Below are 19,387 nucleotides of genomic sequence, written 5' to 3' on the forward strand. Positions count from 1 at the left end.
GTTGGGCTGTTCGCCCATTAAAGCGGTACGCGAGCTGGGTTCAGAACGTCGTGAGACAGTTCGGTCCCTATCCGTCGTGGGCGTAGGAAATTTGAGAGGAGCTGTCCTTAGTACGAGAGGACCGGGATGGACGCACCGCTGGTGTACCAGTTGTTCTGCCAAGGGCATAGCTGGGTAGCTATGTGCGGAAGGGATAAGTGCTGAAAGCATCTAAGCATGAAGCCCCCCTCAAGATGAGATTTCCCATAGCGTAAGCTAGTAAGATCCCTGAAAGATGATCAGGTTGATAGGTTCGAGGTGGAAGCATGGTGACATGTGGAGCTGACGAATACTAATAGATCGAGGACTTAACCATATAATATGTAGCAAATGTTATCTAGTTTTGAGAGAACATAAAAAACTTGTTGACTTTTAAAGTAAATAAGTTATAATAATGATTGTCTCAAAAGAATAATGTCTGGTAATGATGGCAGAGAGGTCACACCCGTTCCCATACCGAACACGGAAGTTAAGCTCTCTAGCGCCGATGGTAGTTGGGACCTTGTCCCTGTGAGAGTAGGACGTTGCCAGGCAATATTATTCCGCAGTAGCTCAGCGGTAGAGCTATCGGCTGTTAACCGATCGGTCGTAGGTTCGATTCCTACCTGCGGAGCCATTGGAGAGCTGTCCGAGTTGGCCGAAGGAGCACGATTGGAAATCGTGTATACGTCACAAGCGTATCAAGGGTTCGAATCCCTTGCTCTCCGCCATAGGATTTATAATATTTGGCCCGTTGGTCAAGTGGTTAAGACACCGCCCTTTCACGGCGGTAACACGGGTTCGAATCCCGTACGGGTCACCACTTTGGAGGATTAGCTCAGCTGGGAGAGCACCTGCCTTACAAGCAGGGGGTCGGCGGTTCGATCCCGTCATCCTCCACCATATGAATTTTATATGAATAGTATTATCGCGGGGTGGAGCAGTACGGTAGCTCGTCGGGCTCATAACCCGAAGGTCGCAGGTTCAAATCCTGTCCCCGCAACCAAATGGTCCCGTGGTGTAGTGGTTAACATGCCTGCCTGTCACGCAGGAGATCGCCGGTTCGACCCCGGTCGGGACCGCCATTTTAATAAGGCTCGGTAGCTCAGTCGGTAGAGCAGAGGACTGAAAATCCTCGTGTCGGCGGTTCGATTCCGTCCCGAGCCACCATTTATCTTAATAAAATACGCCGGCTTAGCTCAATTGGTAGAGCAACTGACTTGTAATCAGTAGGTTGGGGGTTCAAGTCCTCTAGCCGGCACCATGTAAGTTTCGGAGGGGTAGCGAAGTGGCTAAACGCGGCGGACTGTAAATCCGCTCCTTCGGGTTCGGCAGTTCGAATCTGCCCCCCTCCACCATTTACATAGGGGCATAGTTTAAAGGTAGAACTGAGGTCTCCAAAACCTCCAGTGTGGGTTCGATTCCTACTGCCCCTGCCAAATATATTTACACAACATGGCGGTTGTGGCGAAGTGGTTAACGCACCGGATTGTGGCTCCGGCATTCGTGGGTTCGATTCCCATCAGTCGCCCCATTTTTATTTTAAAAATTACAAATAATTTAATTGATACTTACATATAATTAAGTAAGAATTCGATGGGCTATAGCCAAGCGGTAAGGCAACGGACTTTGACTCCGTCATGCGCTGGTTCGAATCCAGCTAGCCCAGCCATTTTTGCGGAAGTAGTTCAGTGGTAGAATACAACCTTGCCAAGGTTGGGGTCGCGGGTTCGAATCCCGTCTTCCGCTCCAATGAAATTTAATATGGCGGCATAGCCAAGTGGTAAGGCAGAGGTCTGCAAAACCTTTATCACCGGTTCAAATCCGGTTGCCGCCTTTTCTTTTGTGCCGATGTGGCGGAATTGGCAGACGCGCACGACTCAAAATCGTGTTCCTTCGGGAGTGTCGGTTCGACCCCGACCATCGGTATCATGAACGGCGTAACATTAAGGCTCTACACTAATTGTGTAGGGTTTTTTTGTGTTTTCTTCACACTACAAAATAAGTACTGATAGTGTGTTGTGGCGCGACGAACTTTAGATATAGTTGGAAGAAACTATAAAGTACTAAAAGGATAAAACCGAACGTTCGGCTTTATCCTTTTATAGAATTTCAGTGGTATATTACATATACAAGAATTTTTTCAAGCACTCTAGAGAGAATCTCTCCACCCCGGTGATATGAAGTTAAATCCGACACCACCAGTAGATATTAGTACATTATCAACTGTTAATTTTGTAATTTCTAAAAACTTCTTTTCAAACTCTTCTCTGTTGTACTTGTACATAGTTGAGTGACACGACCACATTTGTGTTGAAGTACTCAACCAGTCCCCTAATTCTTTTAATTTAGGAAACGACTCAAATTGAATTGGTTCATCTAATTTTATGAATCTCACTTGATAGATAGTTGGGTTTAACTGCTCTCCTATTCCTTTAAAACCATGTGATTTTTTCTCTTTTGAATGTGTCATAATAATTCTGCCTTATCCTAACTTCAAATTTTTTCCTATTTTAATTATACAGCAATAGAAAGTAAATATGATGGAAATATGTATGAGTAGCGGCGTAAATGTTTCTGATACTATGAAAGATGTATAAAAATAAGTATAAAAAACTTCGACATTAAATCGTGGCTTTTATTTTTTATGCTTCTTTAAATGGCCATATTGATGCTAACTAAAGAAAATAGATCAAAATGAAGCAGTCTGTCTATAAGTTTTATTAAACTGAATTAGCCTGTAGTAAAAAGTAGAATCAACTTTATTTATCCCTTTGGTTGTAAAATGAATCCCATGTCATTTCCATCCGTGTATAGCAAATTTTGAAGTATCCCCATATGTCTTCGCCGAATTTCCATGCCCATCCCTCGAAGCAATGCTCAAAAAAGGTTTCGTTTTGCTCTTTCATATCTTCAGTGACTAGTGTAAAATCATTTATTAATTCTAATAATGATGTAGGTACATAAAGACAATCTTTATCAAAAATAATCTCCTGTTTTTGAACATGAGAACAATCATAATAACCAGCATCAATTACTTCAAAGTCATAGAAAGTTAATGTAGCTTTATTTATTTCCCATCCGTTATTAAAAGGATTTAAAGGGTGTTTTTTTGTAATTTCAATGGAGTCGAATATTAAGTAAAGGTTGTTATTTGTAACTTTTGCTTTTTCAATATAATAGGACCACGATTCTATATACTCAAAACAATTTACTGATTGATACTTTACCATTGCCCTCTACCTCCATTTGGTATAGAAAGGATTCTAAAACGAATTCCTTTTTGTTAAATTATACTATGTGCTTCTAAAATTCGTAATAAACGTGAGAATTCATGTATAATATAACTTGTCGAAAGAAGAAAATGATAGTGATTTATATTATGTCTGTAATATGAATCAAAAATGAACTTTTTATATTTCTTTTAAAAATGTGTTGAACACACATTATATTTCATATTAATATTTTTATGTAGATTTAAAACGAGAAAGAGAGTGGAAAGTATGGGCCGTAAATGGAACAATATTAAAGACAAAAAAGCATCAAAAGATGCAAATACAAGCCGTATATACGCGAAATTTGGACGTGAAATTTATGTGGCGGCAAAACAAGGCGAGCCAGATCCAGAATCAAACCAAGCGCTTAGAGTCGTATTAGAACGTGCGAAAACATACAATGTACCAAGAACAATTATTGATCGTGCAGTTGAAAAAGCAAAAGGCGGTTCAGAGGAAAATTATGACGAGCTTCGTTATGAAGGATTTGGGCCAAATGGAGCTATGGTTATTGTAGATACACTTACAAATAACGTAAACCGTACTGCAGCAGATGTACGAGCTGCATTTAGCAAAAACAGTGGTAACATGGGTGTAAACGGTTCTGTAGCTTACATGTTTGATGCGACAGCTGTTATCGGCCTTGAAGGTAAAACATCAGATGAAGTTCTTGAAATTTTAATGGAAGCAGATGTAGATGCACGTGACATTCTAGAAGAAGAAGATGCTGTTATCGTGTATGCTGAACCAGATCAATTCCATTCAGTACAATCTGCACTTAAAGGTGCTGGTGTTGAAGAATTTACAGTTGCAGAATTAACAATGCTTGCACAAAGTGATGTTACACTTCCTGAAGATGCTCAAGTACAATTTGAGAAAATGGTTGATGCATTAGAAGATTTAGAAGATGTACAACAAGTTTATCACAACGTAGACTTAGGAGAGTAATACGATGAAAGCCCCTTTTCGTTTAACGAATAGGGGCTTTTTTTATGAAGTTAATTAAGGTGATGAATTATTAAAGGTATTTTGGTGTAGATAGGGAATATGCTTATAGGGATATATGAAATAACCATTATTTCTAGGAGGCTTAGTATGGAACATAAGACACCAAAGCATATAGTTGCCGTAGCAGGTTATTTAACAAATGAAAAAAATGAAGTGTTATTAACAAAGGTACACTGGCGAGCTGATACGTGGGAAATGCCAGGAGGACAGGTAGAAGAAGGAGAAGCACTCGATCAAGCTGTCTGTAGGGAAATAAAAGAGGAAACAGGATTAACGGTGAAGCCTATCGGAATTACCGGGGTTTATTATAATGCCTCTATGCACATTCTAGCTGTTGTTTTTAAAGTAGCATATGTGAGTGGCGAAATAAAAATTCAACCTGAAGAAATACAAGAGGCTAAATTTGTTGCTTTAAATGAAGAGAACATAGATGAGTATATAACGCGTCCTCATATGAAATCTAGAACACTTGATGCAATGAGAGCAACACATTGTATTCCGTATGAAACGTGGGAAGTGCAGCCGTATAATTTAATTAGAAGATTGTAAAGAAAAGAGTAGCCGATTTGAGGTACATTCAAATCACTACTCTTTTTTTGTATACTGTTTAAGAAAAAGGTCAAAATAATAATAGCGTTAGTATTGATTTGTAGAACACTCGTTCTGTATAATGAATCTATATGTTGTATACATTTAGATTACTAGATAGTCAAAAGTACATATATTTGTAGATGATATAATTAAAGTGTAAAGTGAAAATATAATAGTCTTAAGGGTTACTCTTATTGGCTATTCGTACTTTAACATAACCTATATTCAATATTTCAGATGAATAGTAGATAAAAAAAGACTGTGATACAATATTTTTTTATCCCACTATTTGCTGGGCAGTAAGCCTGATTGATGAGTGCTTATTAAAGTTTCATTTTATACCTTACAATGATGTAAGGTACGTGTAAGAGAAATCGATGGGATATTTTTTTACAACAATGTATTCTTAAAGTAAGAGTTATATGCTGTGTGGAAAAGAGGTGTTCAAGATGAAAGAACGAGTATTATCTAGGGTGAACTATCATCAAAAAGTTGCATTAAATCCAATGACTAAACTTTTTTATAAAGCCATTATATTATTATTATTGTTAAGTTGTACGTTATTATTCATTGGAAATGTAATGATTGAGCAAAGTGATATTAGTAAATTACATGTGCCGGCTAAGTTAGAGGTACCAGAATCATTAACACATGCATTTATTGCGACAGAAGATAAAAGATTTTATCATCATAACGGTTTAGATTATATAGCAATTATTAGGGCCTCTGTTGAGAACATAAAGGCTGGTGGTGTCGTACAAGGAGGAAGCACGATTACACAGCAGCTATCTAAAAATGCTTTTTTAACGAATGAACGTACATTTTCTCGTAAGTGGAAAGAGATTTTTTATACGAAAAAAATTGAACGTACATTTACGAAGGATGAAATTTTAAAATTATATGTAAGTAACATTTATTATGGTGAAGGAGCATGGGGAATTGAAAAAGCAGCAAACCTTTACTTCGGTAAAGAGGTGAACCAATTAACGTTGGCTGAAAGTGCGATGATGGCTGCTGTAGTAAAAGCACCTGCTTATTACTCACCTGCCCAAAATTATGATAAAGCAGTAGAGAGACGAAATGTCGTTTTGAGATTAATGGAGAAAGAAGGCTATATAAGCCATGATGAGTATGTTCAAGCAGTTAGTGAGAAATTAGTAATTCGTCATGATATAAAAATAGAGCAGTCAATGTTAAATAGTGCGCGTAAAAAAGCAGTAAGTTAAGAGAAGTTCCTACAGAGGAGCTTCTCTTTTTTTGAATAAATTGTGACAAATTGTGACACAATATCGTCACAAATATTGTGTTTTTGTAATTTATGTGAGCGTGTTCATTGCGTGACGTATATAAGTGTTGATATTATGTGTATTGTGTACAATACTGTATACAGAATATGAATTTAAAGAGGAATGTATATGAAATCAAATAAACTTATGGCTCTTGGGGTAGTTTTTTCTATCGCAGTATTGATTGTAATCGGAACAATTGCGTATAGCATCATAAATGACAAAAAAGATAAAGGGAATGAGATGTTTGCTTATTCTACACAACAATCTTTAGGAAAAGATGATGCTCTGGTTAAGGTAGTTGAATTTGGAGACTTCAAATGTCCTGCTTGTCGTACTTGGGATGTAACAGTATTACCACGATTAAAAGAAGAGTATATTGATAAAGGTAAAGTGCAGTTATATTTTATTAACTTCCCATTTATCGGAAAAGACTCGGATTTAGGTGCAGCAGCTGGTGAAGCAATTTATAAACAAGATAAAGATTCATTCTGGATCTTCTATGATGAGATTTATCAAAATCAAAAGAAAGATACGGAAGAATGGATTACAGAAGATTTGCTTCTTAGCATTGTGAAAGAGAAACTTCCAAAAGTTGATGTAGCACAATTTAAGAAAGATTTACACAGTAAAGAAATTAAAGAAAAAGTACGTAAAGACTCAGATCGTGCTCAAAAATTAAAAGTTCAAGGTGCTCCTTCAGTATATGTAAACGGAAATCTTGCAAACCCTGATTTCGATAGTATGAAGAAGGCAATTGATAAAGAATTGAAAAAGTGATGAGGCCTCTCATCACTTTTTCGACTTTTTTCGATAAAATTCTTGCCTCGACTTTTTTTACATGCTATACTTCTTTACATAAGTTATTCTAATATCTTATATGTAATTCATATTTGCGGGTGTAGTTTAGTGGTAAAACAAGAGCCTTCCAAGCTCTGGTCGAGAGTTCGATTCTCTTCACCCGCTCCAAATTTTATTAAATGTTTTTCTATAAATTGTGATCAACGCAGTGTTTCGTTTCCGAGATAAACGAGGCATTGCGTTTTTTAATGTTTGAAAAACATCATTACATGCGAAAATAGAAGTAAATAATAGTATTTCAAAAGTGAATTATTAACCAATAGAGTCGTTACATAAGGGATGGATCCATCTGAGGAGGCGATTAAGAGTGGATTTTGAACAATTAAAGCAAGATGTAATTGCGTATAGTAAAACAATTGGCATAGATAAAATAGGCTTTGCGAGTGCTTCTCCTTTTGAGGAATTAAAGCAGCGCTTAATCCAGCAGCAACAATTAAATTATCAATCTGGATTTGAAGAGCCTGATATAGAGAAGAGAACGAATCCGCAACTTTTATTACCGGGTGCTAAATCAATTATTGCAATTGCTTTAGCATATCCTTCAAAATTAAAAAATGCACCATTAAGTAAGCGTGGAGAACGCCGTGGGATTTTTTGCCGTGCTTCTTGGGGACAAGATTATCATCTTGTTTTACGAGATCGTTTGCAAAAATTAGAAGCATATTTAATTGAAAAACTTCCGGATATAGAAGTGAAGTCCATGGTTGATACAGGTGAATTAAGTGATCGAGCTGTATCAGAGCGTGCAGGCATTGGCTGGAGTGGGAAAAACTGTGCTATTATTACACCTGAATTTGGTTCGTATGTATACCTAGGGGAAATGATTACAAATGTTCCATTCCCACCAGATAAGCCGATAGAAGATCAATGCGGGGGCTGTACGAAATGTATCGATATTTGTCCTACAGGTGCTTTAATACAAGGGGGACAGTTAGATTCGAAGAAGTGTATTGCGTTTTTAACACAGACGAAAGGATTCCTACCTGAAGAATATCGCGATAAAATAGGAAATCGTATATATGGATGTGATACGTGTCAGACTGTTTGTCCGAAAAATAAAGGAATGGATTTTCATAATCATCCTGAGATGGAGCCGGACCCTGAGCTAGTTAAACCATTATTAACGCCGCTTTTAACAATTAGCAATCGTGATTTTAAAGAGAAATATGGGATTATGTCAGGGTCATGGAGAGGGAAAAAGCCACTGCAAAGAAATGCGATTTTAGCATTAGCACATTTTAAAGAAGCATCGGCAATTCCTGATTTAATTGGTGTCATGAAAGATGACCCAAGACCGGTACTGCGCGGAACGGCAGCGTGGGCACTTGGAAAAATTGGCGGAGATGGAGTCGGCGAAGCGATTGAAAAAGCGATGGAACGTGAGAAAGATGAAGAAGTGCTTCATGAAATGAATCGCGGGCTTGAGTTGTTAACACAGAAAAAAGAGTAGATAATATTTCCCTTTTTCATATTGTAATATGGGAGGGAAACGAAATGGCTGTAAAAACGAATATTGAAAAGCAAGTACAACAGTTTTTAGCATATATCACAGAGAAACGAACAGACGTGGATGGTATTGCTGAGGATTTACTACAAATGGCACAGAGAAAGAAACAATTGTTTCAAAGGCGTAGTGCATATATAGTGAAAGCAATTGCGGATGTTTCTTTCATTAGACAATTAAATAGTAATGACCATCAAGAAATTGATTATCAAATACATTTTAAATATTTAATTAAGCATAAAGAATTATTTTATATTGAAGAGGAACAATTAAAACGAAGAGTTTGTTTAAAAAATAGTCGGATTATAGTCGATTATGCTATTGAAGTATTAGAAGAAATTAGAATGGGTGAGACATTGGAAAGGGAAATTACGAAAGAGAAGTACGGTTCTTATCAATACAATCGTTTAGAGGCAGTGAAATATGCAGAGCGTTGGTGGGATGACCGAAATCCTATGTATCGTAATTTCCCTGATAATTGTACGAATTTCATTTCTCAATGTCTTCATACTGGAGAAGTACCTATGAACGGATATCCTAATATTCGTAAAGGATGGTGGCAAAGGGAGAATCAGTGGAGTTGGAGCTGGGCTGTTGCACATTCTTTTTATTGGTATTTGTCAGGTGCTACAACAGGACTTCGAGCAGAGGCGGTAGAGAGACCAGAAGAACTTATTCTTGGAGATGTTATTGCTTATGATTTCGAGGATGACGGAAGGTGGAATCATACGACGATTGTAGTAGCAAAAGATGCAGATGGTATGCCGCTTGTAAATGCACATTCAGCGAATAGCCGTCGACGTTATTGGAACTATGAAGACTCTAGTAAATATACACCACAAATGAAATATAAATTCTTTCATATTATTAATGGGTAGAGATTTTTCGCTCAAGTGGTATAATACGTAGTAGACAAAAAACAGAGGTGAATATCGCGTGGGAGTACATGTTGTTTTATATCAGCCAGAAATTCCAGCAAATACAGGGAATATTGCTCGTACTTGTGCAGCAACTGGAACAGAATTACATTTGATTAGACCGCTTGGATTTTCAACGGATGATAAAATGTTAAAGCGTGCCGGATTAGATTATTGGCAGCACGTGAAAATTACGTATTATGATTCAATTGAAGAATTTTATGAAAAAAATAAAGATGGTGAATTCTTCTATTTAACGAAGTATGGCGAAAAAGCTCATACAGCGTTTGACTATAGCAAGCGCGAGAAGGATTACTATTTTGTATTTGGAAGAGAAACAAACGGCTTACCAGCTAATGTAATCGAAGAAAACTTTGATCATTGTTTACGTATTCCAATGACAGATAAAGTACGTTCATTAAATTTATCTAATACAGCAGCAATTTTAATTTATGAAGCGTTCCGTCAACAAAATTACCCTGGATTAGATTTAGAAATCGTTTATTAAAAGTCGCCATATGGCGACTTTTTTTTATAAAATAAAAATAATATGTAATCATACATTTAAAAGAGAGGACATAATCATATAGAATGGGATATATGATTAAAAATAGATAAGACGGGTTGAGATAAATATGAAGGAAGAATATAGTAATCAAAATACCTTTTTAAGTATGATAGATATGGATTTAATTAGACAAGGATTATTACATGCTATTCAAGATTTAGTATTTATTTTGAAAGTTATTGATGATGAAACGTTTAAATATATGTATGTGAATAAAATAGGAATGGATTATGCTAGGTTAAGCGAAGAGTGCTATGGAAAAACTTTTGCAGAAGTATTACCAAAAGATATAGCGGGGATATTGCAAAGGCAATATGAAAAAGTAGTGAGAGAAGCGAAAGCACACACATTTTGTGATGTAGTCAAATTACAAAAAGGTGAGATACATTATGAATCTTCACTTAATCCTGTCTGCGATGAAGAAGGAATATGTCAATTTGTTATTTGTATTACAAGAGATATTACAGCTCAAATTGAGGAGAAGACAGAGATAGAGGAAAAACAAATGTTATTTAAGTCGTTACTAGAATATAATAATGACTCAATTATATCTATAGATTCTATAGGGAGAGTTACATATGCAAACCCGGCAACGTATGAAATATTTGGATACCGGTATGAAGAGTTAAATAATAAATTTATTTTTGAATTCATTAATAAAGAATATGAAAAAGACTTTCAAATTCTATTTAAAGGAGCTCTGCAGGGAAGAGCAAAACAAATTGTTTCAAAGAAATATGTTCATAAAGAAGGGTACGAGCTATATATTTCTTTGAGAACTATCCCGATTATTGTGAACGGTGAAATTGTTGGAGTTTATATTGTTACGAGAGATGTTACAAGGCAAGTATTAAACGAAATGCGAACAGAATATTTAGCCTACTATGACCAGTTAACGGGATTAATGAATAGAATTTCATGTACAAATAAGTTAAATACTTTTTTAAAAGAGAGTATAAATTTTGCGCTTGTATTTATAGATTTAGATGAGTTTCATCGTATTAATGATACATTTGGTCATAAAGAGGGAGATAAAGTATTACAAAAAGTTACAGAATGTTTAAGCAATCTAAAAATAGAAGGTATGCACTTATTTAGAGAACACGATGATCAATTTGTTATGTTAATAGAAAATATAACGAAAGAATGTGTAGAGGAAATTGCAAAGAGCATACTGAAAAATATTAGTGAATATTTTGTAATAGAGGAAGAAGATGTATATTTAAGTGCGTCAATTGGAATTGTAATGGCTCCAGCAGATGGAGAAGATGAAAAAATACTATTTCAGAGGGTCGATGCTGCTTTAGAAAAAGCAAAAGAAAAAGGAAAAGGACATTATCATTTTTATTGTAGTGGATTAGACTGTGAGCGTGAACAAAGGTTTATAATAGAAAACCAGTTACATCGTGCTATAGAAAAAAATGAGTTTTTCTTATATTATCAGCCACAAATTAATATTGAAACGAAAAAAATAGCTAGTATGGAAGCTTTAATAAGGTGGGAGAATAAGGAATTAGGATTTGTTTCTCCAAATCAATTTATTCCTTTGGCAGAAAGAACAGGATTTATTATTAAGCTCGATGAATGGGTAGTAAATCAAGTGTGTCAGCAACTGCGCGAATGGTTAAATAAAGGATATGAAGTGGTCCCAATTGCAGTTAATATTTCAGCTAGACACTTTCGCTCTATTACATTAATAGAGATGATTACACGGGCTTTAAATAAGTACAATGTACCAGCTCATTTATTAGCGATAGAGGTTACAGAAGGAGCTCTTATACATAAAGATATATCGAAGAGAGTGTTACTACAATTAAAAGAAAAAAATTTAAAGATTCATTTAGATGATTTTGGAACAGGCTATTCATCTTTAAGTTACTTGAAAACATATCCAATTGATACTTTAAAAATTGATCGTTCTTTTATGGAAGGTATACATATAGATGAACGTGATACGAATATTACAGCTGCAATTATTCATTTAGCTCATACTTTAGAATTGAATGTAATTGCAGAGGGAGTAGAAAAAAAGGAGCAAATACAGTTTTTGAAAGAAAAGAATGTGAAGCTTGTACAAGGTTATTATTATAGTCGACCATTATCCAAATATGATATGGAAAATATGTATTATAAATAATATATAAAAAAATGATGTGCTAAAAGCACATCATTTTTTATGTGTACCTGGTTTGTCATTGTAACCAGATGTAAAAATAGCTGTAAGAAATGTGAGTGATACACCTAAAATTAATAATAATTTCATACTAATATCCTCCTTACTTTTTTCGGTTCACGAGTTCTATTTATTACCCAAAATGTATGTAAGGTTCTTAGAAGAAAAGAATTTATTTATAATGAATAGCAGTGTGAAAACGTTAATACCTATATTATACAGAATTTTCTTTGAATTTTGGAGAGAATTTTAGCGTGCTATTATATATTTCGTTTTGATTTAAAGAATGTTTAAGGACATCCTAGCATACCTTTTATAATAATCCGATTGAACAAGGAGATGGGGGAGGAGCTATAATGGATATTCTAAAAAAGATTGAACAGCATCGAGCAGCAGAAGAACGGTTACAATGGGAAGGGACGTTTGCGGAGTATTTGGAGCTTGTGAAAGAAAGACCATGGGTGGCTCAAACAGCACACTCTCGCATTTACAATATGATAAAAGATGCTGGAATTGAAGAAGTTGATGGTAGAAGAAAGTATAACTTCTTTAGTAATCAGCTCTTTGGATTAGAGGATGCTCTAGAACGTCTTGTAGAGGAATATTTTCATCCATCTGCAAAACGATTAGATGTTAGAAAAAGAATTTTATTATTAATGGGTCCTGTTAGTGGAGGGAAATCAACGTTAGTTACGATGTTGAAACGAGGATTAGAAACATATTCACGAACAGATCGTGGAGCAATTTTTGCAATTAAAGGATGCCCAATGCATGAGGATCCACTGCATTTAATTCCACATCATTTACGAGATGATTTCTTTGATGAGTATGGGGTTAGAATTGAAGGGAATTTATCACCACTAAATGTCATGCGTTTAGAGCAAGAATACGGATCAAGAATTGAGGATGTAGTTGTAGAGCGTATTTTCTTCTCTGAAGATCGCCGTACAGGGATTGGTACATTTAGCCCGTCTGATCCAAAATCACAGGATATTGCAGATTTAACAGGTAGTCTGGACTTTTCTACGATTGCAGAATATGGTTCAGAATCAGATCCGCGTGCGTATCGATTTGATGGAGAATTAAATAAGGCGAACCGAGGAATGATGGAGTTCCAAGAGATGTTAAAATGCGATGAGAAGTTTTTATGGCACTTATTATCGCTTACGCAAGAAGGGAATTTCAAAGCGGGAAGATTTGCGCTTATTTCAGCAGATGAATTAATTGTAGCGCATACGAATGAAACAGAGTATCGCTCATTTATAGCAAATAAGAAAAATGAAGCATTGCACTCAAGAATTATTGTAATGCCAGTTCCTTATAATTTACGAGTAAGTGAAGAAGAACATATTTATGAAAAAATGATTCGTGAAAGTGATGTTTCGAATGTTCACATTGCACCACACACACTTCGCGTTGCAGCAATGTTCACTATTTTAACTCGTTTAAAAGATCCGAAGCGTCCGGATATTGATTTAATTAAAAAGATGCGTTTGTATGATGGAGAAACGGTAGAAGGTTATAATGCGATTGATGTAGAGGAGCTACAACGAGAATATCAAGATGAAGGTATGAAGGGTATTGATCCTCGTTATGTCATTAACCGAATTTCGTCTACAATCATTCGAAAAGAGGTACCATCTATTAACGCGTTAGATGTACTTAGATCTTTAAAAGATGGGCTGGATCAGCATCCATCGATTAGTAATGAAGACCGTGAACGTTATATGAATTTCATCTCATTAGCGAGAAAAGAATACGATGAAATCGCGAAGAAAGAAGTACAAAAGGCGTTTGTTTATTCATATGAAGAATCGGCTAAGACACTTATGGATAATTATTTAGATAACGTCGAGGCGTACTGCAATAAATCGAAATTACGTGATCCGTTAACAGGAGAAGAAATGAGTCCAGATGAAAAATTAATGCGCTCAATTGAAGAGCAAATTGGGATTTCAGAAAATGCTAAGAAAGCGTTCCGTGAAGAGATTTTAATTCGCATTTCTGCTTATGCCCGTAAAGGAAAACGCTTTGATTATAATTCACATGAACGTCTTCGTGAAGCGATTCAGAAAAAACTATTTGCTGATTTAAAAGATATAGTGAAAATTACAACATCAACGAAAACGCCGGACGAAAATCAGCTTAAGAAAATCAATGATGTTGTTGCGCGTTTAATTGATGAGCATGGCTATAATTCTTCTTCAGCAAATGAATTATTACGCTATGTAGGTAGCTTGTTAAACCGATAGTTTGATAACAAAACGCTGTCTCTTGTATTTTGCGGGACAGCGTTTTATTATCCGTTCATATGTGTATAAAGTGTCATACCTTGTCCAAATGTAATAAATTAAGATGCAATTTCATGAATTTATTGTCAATTATTTTTACAATATGCATATGATAGAGTAACCAACCATTCATATGAAAAAAGCCAACACAATACAATATGTTGCAAAGTAAAAATGTGTGCAACAATGCATTGTGTTTCTTTCTTATCAGTGGCTGAATATTTCTTTCTATTATGTGAGTGGAAAAATTTTGTTTAGGATGCTCGGGGTATTGTATGAAAAACGTTATAAATGTTTATGGGATGATTTTCTGTGGGCAGTTACCTTTCAAATATTCTAGCTTGCACATTACAGAACAAAATTTATAGATTGCTGTTCATACAGGAAGACAATTACAGTAAGGAGGGAAAGGAATGGGCGAAGAAAATCAACCAAATTATACGATTTCACAGGAAAACTGGTCCCTCCATCGCAAAGGATATGACGACCAACAACGCCATCAAGAAAAAGTACAAGAGGCAATTAAGAATAATTTACCCGATCTTGTGACAGAAGAAAGTATAGTTATGTCTAATGGTAAAGATGTTGTAAAAATACCAATTCGTTCTCTAGATGAATATAAGATTAGATACAATTATGATAAAAATAAACATGTCGGGCAAGGAAACGGTGACAGCAAAGTTGGTGATGTCGTTGCGAGAGATGGATCAGGTGGTCAAAAACAAAAAGGGCCAGGAAAAGGGCAAGGAGCAGGAGATGCAGCTGGGGAAGATTACTATGAAGCTGAAGTCTCTATTTTAGAATTAGAGCAGGCGTTTTTCAGAGAGTTAGAGCTGCCTAATTTAAAGAGAAAAGAAATAGATGAAAACCGGATTGAACATGTTGAATTTAATGACATTAGAAAAACAGGATTATGGGGAAATATCGATAAGAAACGAACAATGATATCTGCATATAAACGAAATGCGATGCGTGGTAAAGCATCTTTCCATCCAATTCATCAAGAAGACTTAAAGTTCCGCACTTGGAATGAAGTATTAAAGCCAGATTCAAAGGCTGTTGTGTTAGCGATGATGGATACGAGTGGATCGATGGGAATGTGGGAGAAGTATATGGCACGTAGCTTCTTTTTCTGGATGACAAGATTTTTACGCACAAAGTATGAAACAGTTGATATTGAATTTATTGCTCACCATACAGAAGCGAAAGTCGTCACAGAAGAAGAATTTTTCTCAAAAGGAGAAAGTGGCGGAACAATATGTTCTTCCGTATATAAAAAGGCATTAGAACTGATTGATAATAAATATTCACCAGACCGCTATAATATTTATCCATTCCATTTTTCAGACGGTGATAATTTAACATCAGATAACGCTAGGTGTGTAAAGCTTGTGGAAGAATTAATGAAGAAATGTAATATGTTTGGATATGGGGAAGTGAATCAGTATAACCGCCATAGTACACTCATGTCAGCCTATAAAAATATTAAAGATGAAAACTTTAGATACTATATTTTAAAGCAAAAAGCAGACGTATTTCATGCGATGAAAAGCTTTTTTAGAGAAGAATCAGGTGAGAAAATGGCATAACCTCTTTTAAAGAGGTTCTTTTTTTGTAAACTTTTTATTTTTTTAGTTGACAATGATAATGAAAATCATTATCATTTATTCGAGAAATGATTACATTTCGAATTATATATTTTGGAGGAGATGTAAAGTTGAAACAAAATAAAAGAAAACGTATAAATGCAATGATTATAGCGGCGGCGTTATCACTTCCGTTTGCTGTTTATTCAACACCTGCTTTAGCGGCAGTGGCAATTGAGGCGAATAAAACGGGACAAGGTTTAGAAGATGGTACATATGACGCTGTTATTAAAGCGTATAAAGATAAAACGAATGTAGAGTCTATGGCAGCTGTTTATATAAAGGATCCGAAATTAACAATTGAGAATGGAAAGAAAATTGTAACAGCAACGTTAAGTGATAGTGATTTCTTCCAATACTTGAAAACAGAGGATATTCATACGCCAGGTGTGTTTCATGATGTAAAGGTCCTATCAGAAGACAAAAAGAAAAATGGGACGAAGGTTATTCAATTTGAAGTTGGAGAATTAGGAAAAACATACAATATGCAAATGCATATTTATATTCCAACGATGGCCTATGATAATAAATATCAAGTGCAGTTTGAAGTAAATGCTATAAATTTAGAAAACAATGTTCCAGAAAAACAAAAGGAAAATAAAGAGGAGCAACAAGATGAAAACGGAAATGTAATATTAGATAAGCAATTACAAAAATATATTAATAAATATAACTTAGATAGAGATAATGTAGATACGCCAATCACAAAGAAAGATTTATTACAAATTAAAACATTATCCATTTATTCAGGTAAAGGGATAAATGGAATAGCTGGTTTAGAGTATATGACAAATTTAGAGAAGTTGACGTTACGAGAGTCTAATGTAACAGATATATCAGCCATCTCGAAATTGAGAAGTTTGAAGTACGTTGATTTAACTTCTAATTCAATTGAAAGTATTCATCCAATTGGGCAATTAGAGAATATTAATATGCTTTTTTTAAGAGATAATAAAATTTCTGATCTTACACCATTAAGTAAAATGAAAAAAATCAAAACATTAGATTTAATCGGTAATAACATTAAAGATATCCAGCCATTATTTACATTATCAACTATGAAACAATTATACTTAGCAAATAATCAAATCAGTGATCTTAATGGAATTGATCGATTAAATAATGTGGAACTATTATGGATAGGGAACAATAAAATTAATAATGTTGAATCTATTAGTAAAATGAGTAATCTTATTGAACTAGAAATTGCTGATAGTGAAATAAAAGATATATCACCATTATCTCAATTAGGAAATTTACAAGTGTTGAATTTAGAAGAGAATTATATCTCTGATATATCGCCGCTGAGCACCTTAACAAATTTACATGAGATAAATCTTGGAGCAAATGAAATTTCTGACGTAAGACCTGTTGAGGAATTAGGTAAGCGAATTTCAATTGACATTCAAAGACAAAAAATCTTTTTAAATGAAGCAAGCGTAGATGAAGAAATAAAAATCCCAGTATACAGCCTTAAAGGAGAGCCACTTCAAAATATTAATGTAAAAAGTGAGGGGGCTACTCTGAATAACGGATTTATAAAATGGAATAGTCCTGGAGAAAAAATATATGAATTTAAACTAGATACTAATTCTACTGAAAGTAAAATAAGATTTAATGGTACGGTTATACAGAATATAGTTGAAAAACAAAAAGAAAGTCAAAATGTAATTCTCGATAAAACTTTACAACAACATATTAATAAAGAGAATTTAGGTAGAGAGAATTTAAACGCTCCTATAACAAAAGAAGATTTATTACAGATTAAAACAGTAGAGATACTTAAAGAAAAAGGAAAAGAGATAAAAGATATAACAGGTTTAGAGTACATGACGAATTTAGAAAAACTCACTTTAGAAGGAGTAGGCCTAAAAAATATAGAGTTTATCTCAAACTTGAAACAATTGAACGATGTAAATGTATCTCATAATCAAATTGAAGATACAACACCGTTATCTTTATTGAAAAATTTGCAATGGTTAAATCTTACAGATAATCGTATTAAAGATGTAACGGTTCTTGGCTCAATGTTAGACTTACTTAGTTTAAAATTAGCTGAAAATGAGATTCGTGATGTAAGGCCATTAATACAATTAGGTCAGTGGGGGACAATTGATGTTAGAAGGCAAAAGGTCATTTTGGATGATGCAGAAATAAATAAAGAAGTGACAATTTCTGTATATGATCTAGAGGGAGAGCCAATTGAAAAGATTACACTAAAGAGTGAAGGTGGAACGCTTACCGATGAGGGAATCATTTGGAGTACTTTAGGAGAAAAAATATATGAATTTGATTTAGATGCAGATCATTATGAGACTGGCATATTATATAGTGGCATTGTAATTCAGAATATAGTAGAAACATTAATACCGAAAGAAGAAGTAAAAGAGCCGGTAAAAGAAGTTGAAGAAACAAAAGAAGAAGTGAAAGAACCGGTAAAAGAAGTTGAAGAAGTAAAAGAAGAAGTAAAAGAGCCAACAAAAGAAGTTGAAGAAGCGAAAGAAGAAGTAAAAGAGCCAACAAAAGAAGTTGAAGAAGCGAAAGAAGAAGTAAAAGAGCCGGTAAAAGAAGTTGAAGAAGCGAAAGAAGAAGTAAAAGAGCCGGTAAAAGAAGTTGAAGAAGCGAAAGAAGAAGTAAAAGAGCCGGTAAAAGAAGTTGAAGAAGCGAAAGAAGAAGTAAAAGAGCCGGTAAAAGAAGTTGAAGAAGCGAAAGAAGAAGTAAAAGAGCCGGTAAAAGAAGTTGAAGAAGCGAAAGAAGAAGTAAAAGAGCCGGTAAAAGAAGTTGAAGAAGCGAAAGAAGAAGTAAAAGAGCCGGTAAAAGAAGTTGAAGAAACAAAAGAAGAAGTAAAAGAGCCGGTAAAAGAAGTTGAAGAAACAAAAGAAGAAGTAAAAGAGCCAACAAAAGAAGTTGAAGAAGCGAAAGAAGAAGTAAAAGAATCAGCAACAGGATTGGATCAAGAGCCAAAAGGGAATAATCAAGTTGTTGAAAAAGAGAGAAGAAAAGCAGACACATTAAATAAACAACATACTAATAAGCCAGAGGAAGGCAAGAAATCTTTACCATCAACAGGCGGTGAAGCTAGCACATCGACTTTACTTTCTGGAATAACACTTGTTCTTTCCGCCCTAAGTATGTTCGTATTTAGAAAGAGATTATTTAAGAAATGAATAACGTTTAATCTTATTATTAGATATAACTAATTTTTACTTTTTCGAGAAGACATTATCATGGCAGTTTCATTAGAAACAT

General features: G+C 34.9%; 13 protein-coding genes, 16 tRNA genes and 2 rRNA genes (1 of these 31 running past the window's edge). 29 read left to right on the plus strand and 2 right to left on the minus strand.

Features of this window, described 5'->3' with window-relative positions; all coding sequences use genetic code 11:
- The 17 genes from MHI26_RS02630 to MHI26_RS02710 form a co-directional block, all read left to right on the plus strand.
- Positions 1 to 355: ribosomal RNA gene (locus tag MHI26_RS02630) — 23S ribosomal RNA — on the plus strand (it extends 2,567 nt beyond the left edge of the window).
- A 101-nt stretch (positions 356 to 456) separates the two neighbouring features.
- Positions 457 to 572: ribosomal RNA gene (rrf, locus tag MHI26_RS02635) — 5S ribosomal RNA — on the plus strand.
- 8 nt (positions 573 to 580) lie between these two features.
- A tRNA-Asn gene (locus MHI26_RS02640) sits at positions 581 to 655 on the plus strand.
- A 2-nt stretch (positions 656 to 657) separates the two neighbouring features.
- Positions 658 to 749 (plus strand) — tRNA-Ser (locus tag MHI26_RS02645).
- Between the two features lie 17 nt (positions 750 to 766).
- Positions 767 to 841 (plus strand) — tRNA-Glu (locus MHI26_RS02650).
- Between the two features lie 4 nt (positions 842 to 845).
- A tRNA-Val gene (locus MHI26_RS02655) sits at positions 846 to 921 on the plus strand.
- A 26-nt stretch (positions 922 to 947) separates the two neighbouring features.
- Positions 948 to 1,024, plus strand: a tRNA-Met gene (locus MHI26_RS02660).
- Positions 1,025 to 1,027: 3 nt separating this feature from the next.
- Positions 1,028 to 1,103: transfer RNA gene (locus MHI26_RS02665), tRNA-Asp, on the plus strand.
- A gap of 9 nt (positions 1,104 to 1,112) precedes the next feature.
- A tRNA-Phe gene (locus tag MHI26_RS02670) sits at positions 1,113 to 1,188 on the plus strand.
- Between the two features lie 18 nt (positions 1,189 to 1,206).
- Positions 1,207 to 1,282, plus strand: a tRNA-Thr gene (locus MHI26_RS02675).
- Between the two features lie 10 nt (positions 1,283 to 1,292).
- A tRNA-Tyr gene (locus MHI26_RS02680) sits at positions 1,293 to 1,376 on the plus strand.
- A gap of 7 nt (positions 1,377 to 1,383) precedes the next feature.
- A tRNA-Trp gene (locus MHI26_RS02685) sits at positions 1,384 to 1,457 on the plus strand.
- Positions 1,458 to 1,476: 19 nt separating this feature from the next.
- Positions 1,477 to 1,552 (plus strand) — tRNA-His (locus MHI26_RS02690).
- Positions 1,553 to 1,615: 63 nt separating this feature from the next.
- A tRNA-Gln gene (locus MHI26_RS02695) sits at positions 1,616 to 1,690 on the plus strand.
- 5 nt (positions 1,691 to 1,695) lie between these two features.
- A tRNA-Gly gene (locus MHI26_RS02700) sits at positions 1,696 to 1,770 on the plus strand.
- A gap of 14 nt (positions 1,771 to 1,784) precedes the next feature.
- Positions 1,785 to 1,855 (plus strand) — tRNA-Cys (locus MHI26_RS02705).
- 10 nt (positions 1,856 to 1,865) lie between these two features.
- Positions 1,866 to 1,947: transfer RNA gene (locus MHI26_RS02710), tRNA-Leu, on the plus strand.
- A 223-nt stretch (positions 1,948 to 2,170) separates the two neighbouring features.
- Here the strand turns inward: MHI26_RS02710 and MHI26_RS02715 are convergent.
- Both MHI26_RS02715 and MHI26_RS02720 read right to left on the minus strand, forming a co-directional pair.
- Positions 2,171 to 2,491 carry a DUF3884 family protein gene (locus MHI26_RS02715; protein ID WP_000149747.1) on the minus strand — a complete coding sequence of 107 codons (321 nt, stop codon included), beginning with the start codon at positions 2,489 to 2,491 and terminating at the stop codon, positions 2,171 to 2,173.
- Positions 2,492 to 2,780: 289 nt separating this feature from the next.
- The gene (locus tag MHI26_RS02720; protein WP_061667822.1) at positions 2,781 to 3,251 is read right to left on the minus strand and encodes a hypothetical protein; all 471 of its coding nucleotides are present in this window, start codon (positions 3,249 to 3,251) and stop codon (positions 2,781 to 2,783) included.
- A 270-nt stretch (positions 3,252 to 3,521) separates the two neighbouring features.
- Here MHI26_RS02720 and MHI26_RS02725 point away from each other — a divergent pair, with 270 nt between their 5' ends.
- From MHI26_RS02725 to MHI26_RS02780, 12 genes are all read left to right on the plus strand, one after another.
- Positions 3,522 to 4,241: a YebC/PmpR family DNA-binding transcriptional regulator gene (locus tag MHI26_RS02725; RefSeq protein ID WP_000532949.1), complete on the plus strand. Its 720-nt coding sequence runs from the start codon at positions 3,522 to 3,524 to the stop codon at positions 4,239 to 4,241.
- 147 nt (positions 4,242 to 4,388) lie between these two features.
- Positions 4,389 to 4,850, plus strand: a complete 462-nt coding sequence (locus MHI26_RS02730; protein ID WP_061667823.1) for an NUDIX hydrolase — start codon at positions 4,389 to 4,391, stop codon at positions 4,848 to 4,850.
- A gap of 491 nt (positions 4,851 to 5,341) precedes the next feature.
- The gene (locus MHI26_RS02735) at positions 5,342 to 6,118 is read left to right on the plus strand and encodes a transglycosylase domain-containing protein (RefSeq protein WP_000664717.1); all 777 of its coding nucleotides are present in this window, start codon (positions 5,342 to 5,344) and stop codon (positions 6,116 to 6,118) included.
- Between the two features lie 189 nt (positions 6,119 to 6,307).
- The gene (locus MHI26_RS02740; RefSeq protein WP_061667824.1) at positions 6,308 to 6,958 is read left to right on the plus strand and encodes a DsbA family protein; all 651 of its coding nucleotides are present in this window, start codon (positions 6,308 to 6,310) and stop codon (positions 6,956 to 6,958) included.
- A gap of 115 nt (positions 6,959 to 7,073) precedes the next feature.
- A tRNA-Gly gene (locus MHI26_RS02745) sits at positions 7,074 to 7,147 on the plus strand.
- Positions 7,148 to 7,346: 199 nt separating this feature from the next.
- The gene (gene queG / locus MHI26_RS02750) at positions 7,347 to 8,489 is read left to right on the plus strand and encodes a tRNA epoxyqueuosine(34) reductase QueG (protein WP_061667825.1); all 1,143 of its coding nucleotides are present in this window, start codon (positions 7,347 to 7,349) and stop codon (positions 8,487 to 8,489) included.
- A gap of 44 nt (positions 8,490 to 8,533) precedes the next feature.
- Positions 8,534 to 9,421: an amidase domain-containing protein gene (locus MHI26_RS02755; protein ID WP_000279395.1), complete on the plus strand. Its 888-nt coding sequence runs from the start codon at positions 8,534 to 8,536 to the stop codon at positions 9,419 to 9,421.
- Between the two features lie 58 nt (positions 9,422 to 9,479).
- Entirely contained in the window at positions 9,480 to 9,968 is a 489-nt protein-coding gene (gene trmL, locus MHI26_RS02760; protein ID WP_000538147.1) for a tRNA (uridine(34)/cytosine(34)/5-carboxymethylaminomethyluridine(34)-2'-O)-methyltransferase TrmL, read from the plus strand.
- Positions 9,969 to 10,095: 127 nt separating this feature from the next.
- Complete coding sequence (locus MHI26_RS02765; RefSeq protein ID WP_000657162.1) at positions 10,096 to 12,165, plus strand: sensor domain-containing protein; 2,070 nt, start codon at positions 10,096 to 10,098, stop codon at positions 12,163 to 12,165.
- 392 nt (positions 12,166 to 12,557) lie between these two features.
- Complete coding sequence (locus tag MHI26_RS02770; RefSeq protein ID WP_000353273.1) at positions 12,558 to 14,453, plus strand: PrkA family serine protein kinase; 1,896 nt, start codon at positions 12,558 to 12,560, stop codon at positions 14,451 to 14,453.
- A 452-nt stretch (positions 14,454 to 14,905) separates the two neighbouring features.
- Entirely contained in the window at positions 14,906 to 16,081 is a 1,176-nt protein-coding gene (gene yhbH, locus MHI26_RS02775) for a sporulation protein YhbH (RefSeq protein ID WP_000503516.1), read from the plus strand.
- Between the two features lie 128 nt (positions 16,082 to 16,209).
- Positions 16,210 to 19,305: a leucine-rich repeat domain-containing protein gene (locus MHI26_RS02780; RefSeq protein WP_340993712.1), complete on the plus strand. Its 3,096-nt coding sequence runs from the start codon at positions 16,210 to 16,212 to the stop codon at positions 19,303 to 19,305.
- Positions 19,306 to 19,387 lie beyond the last annotated feature (82 nt).

Origin of the sequence: Bacillus sp. FSL K6-1218 (assembly GCF_038006445.1) — a bacterium.
In the GTDB taxonomy this organism is placed as follows: domain Bacteria; phylum Bacillota; class Bacilli; order Bacillales; family Bacillaceae_G; genus Bacillus_A; species Bacillus_A thuringiensis_S.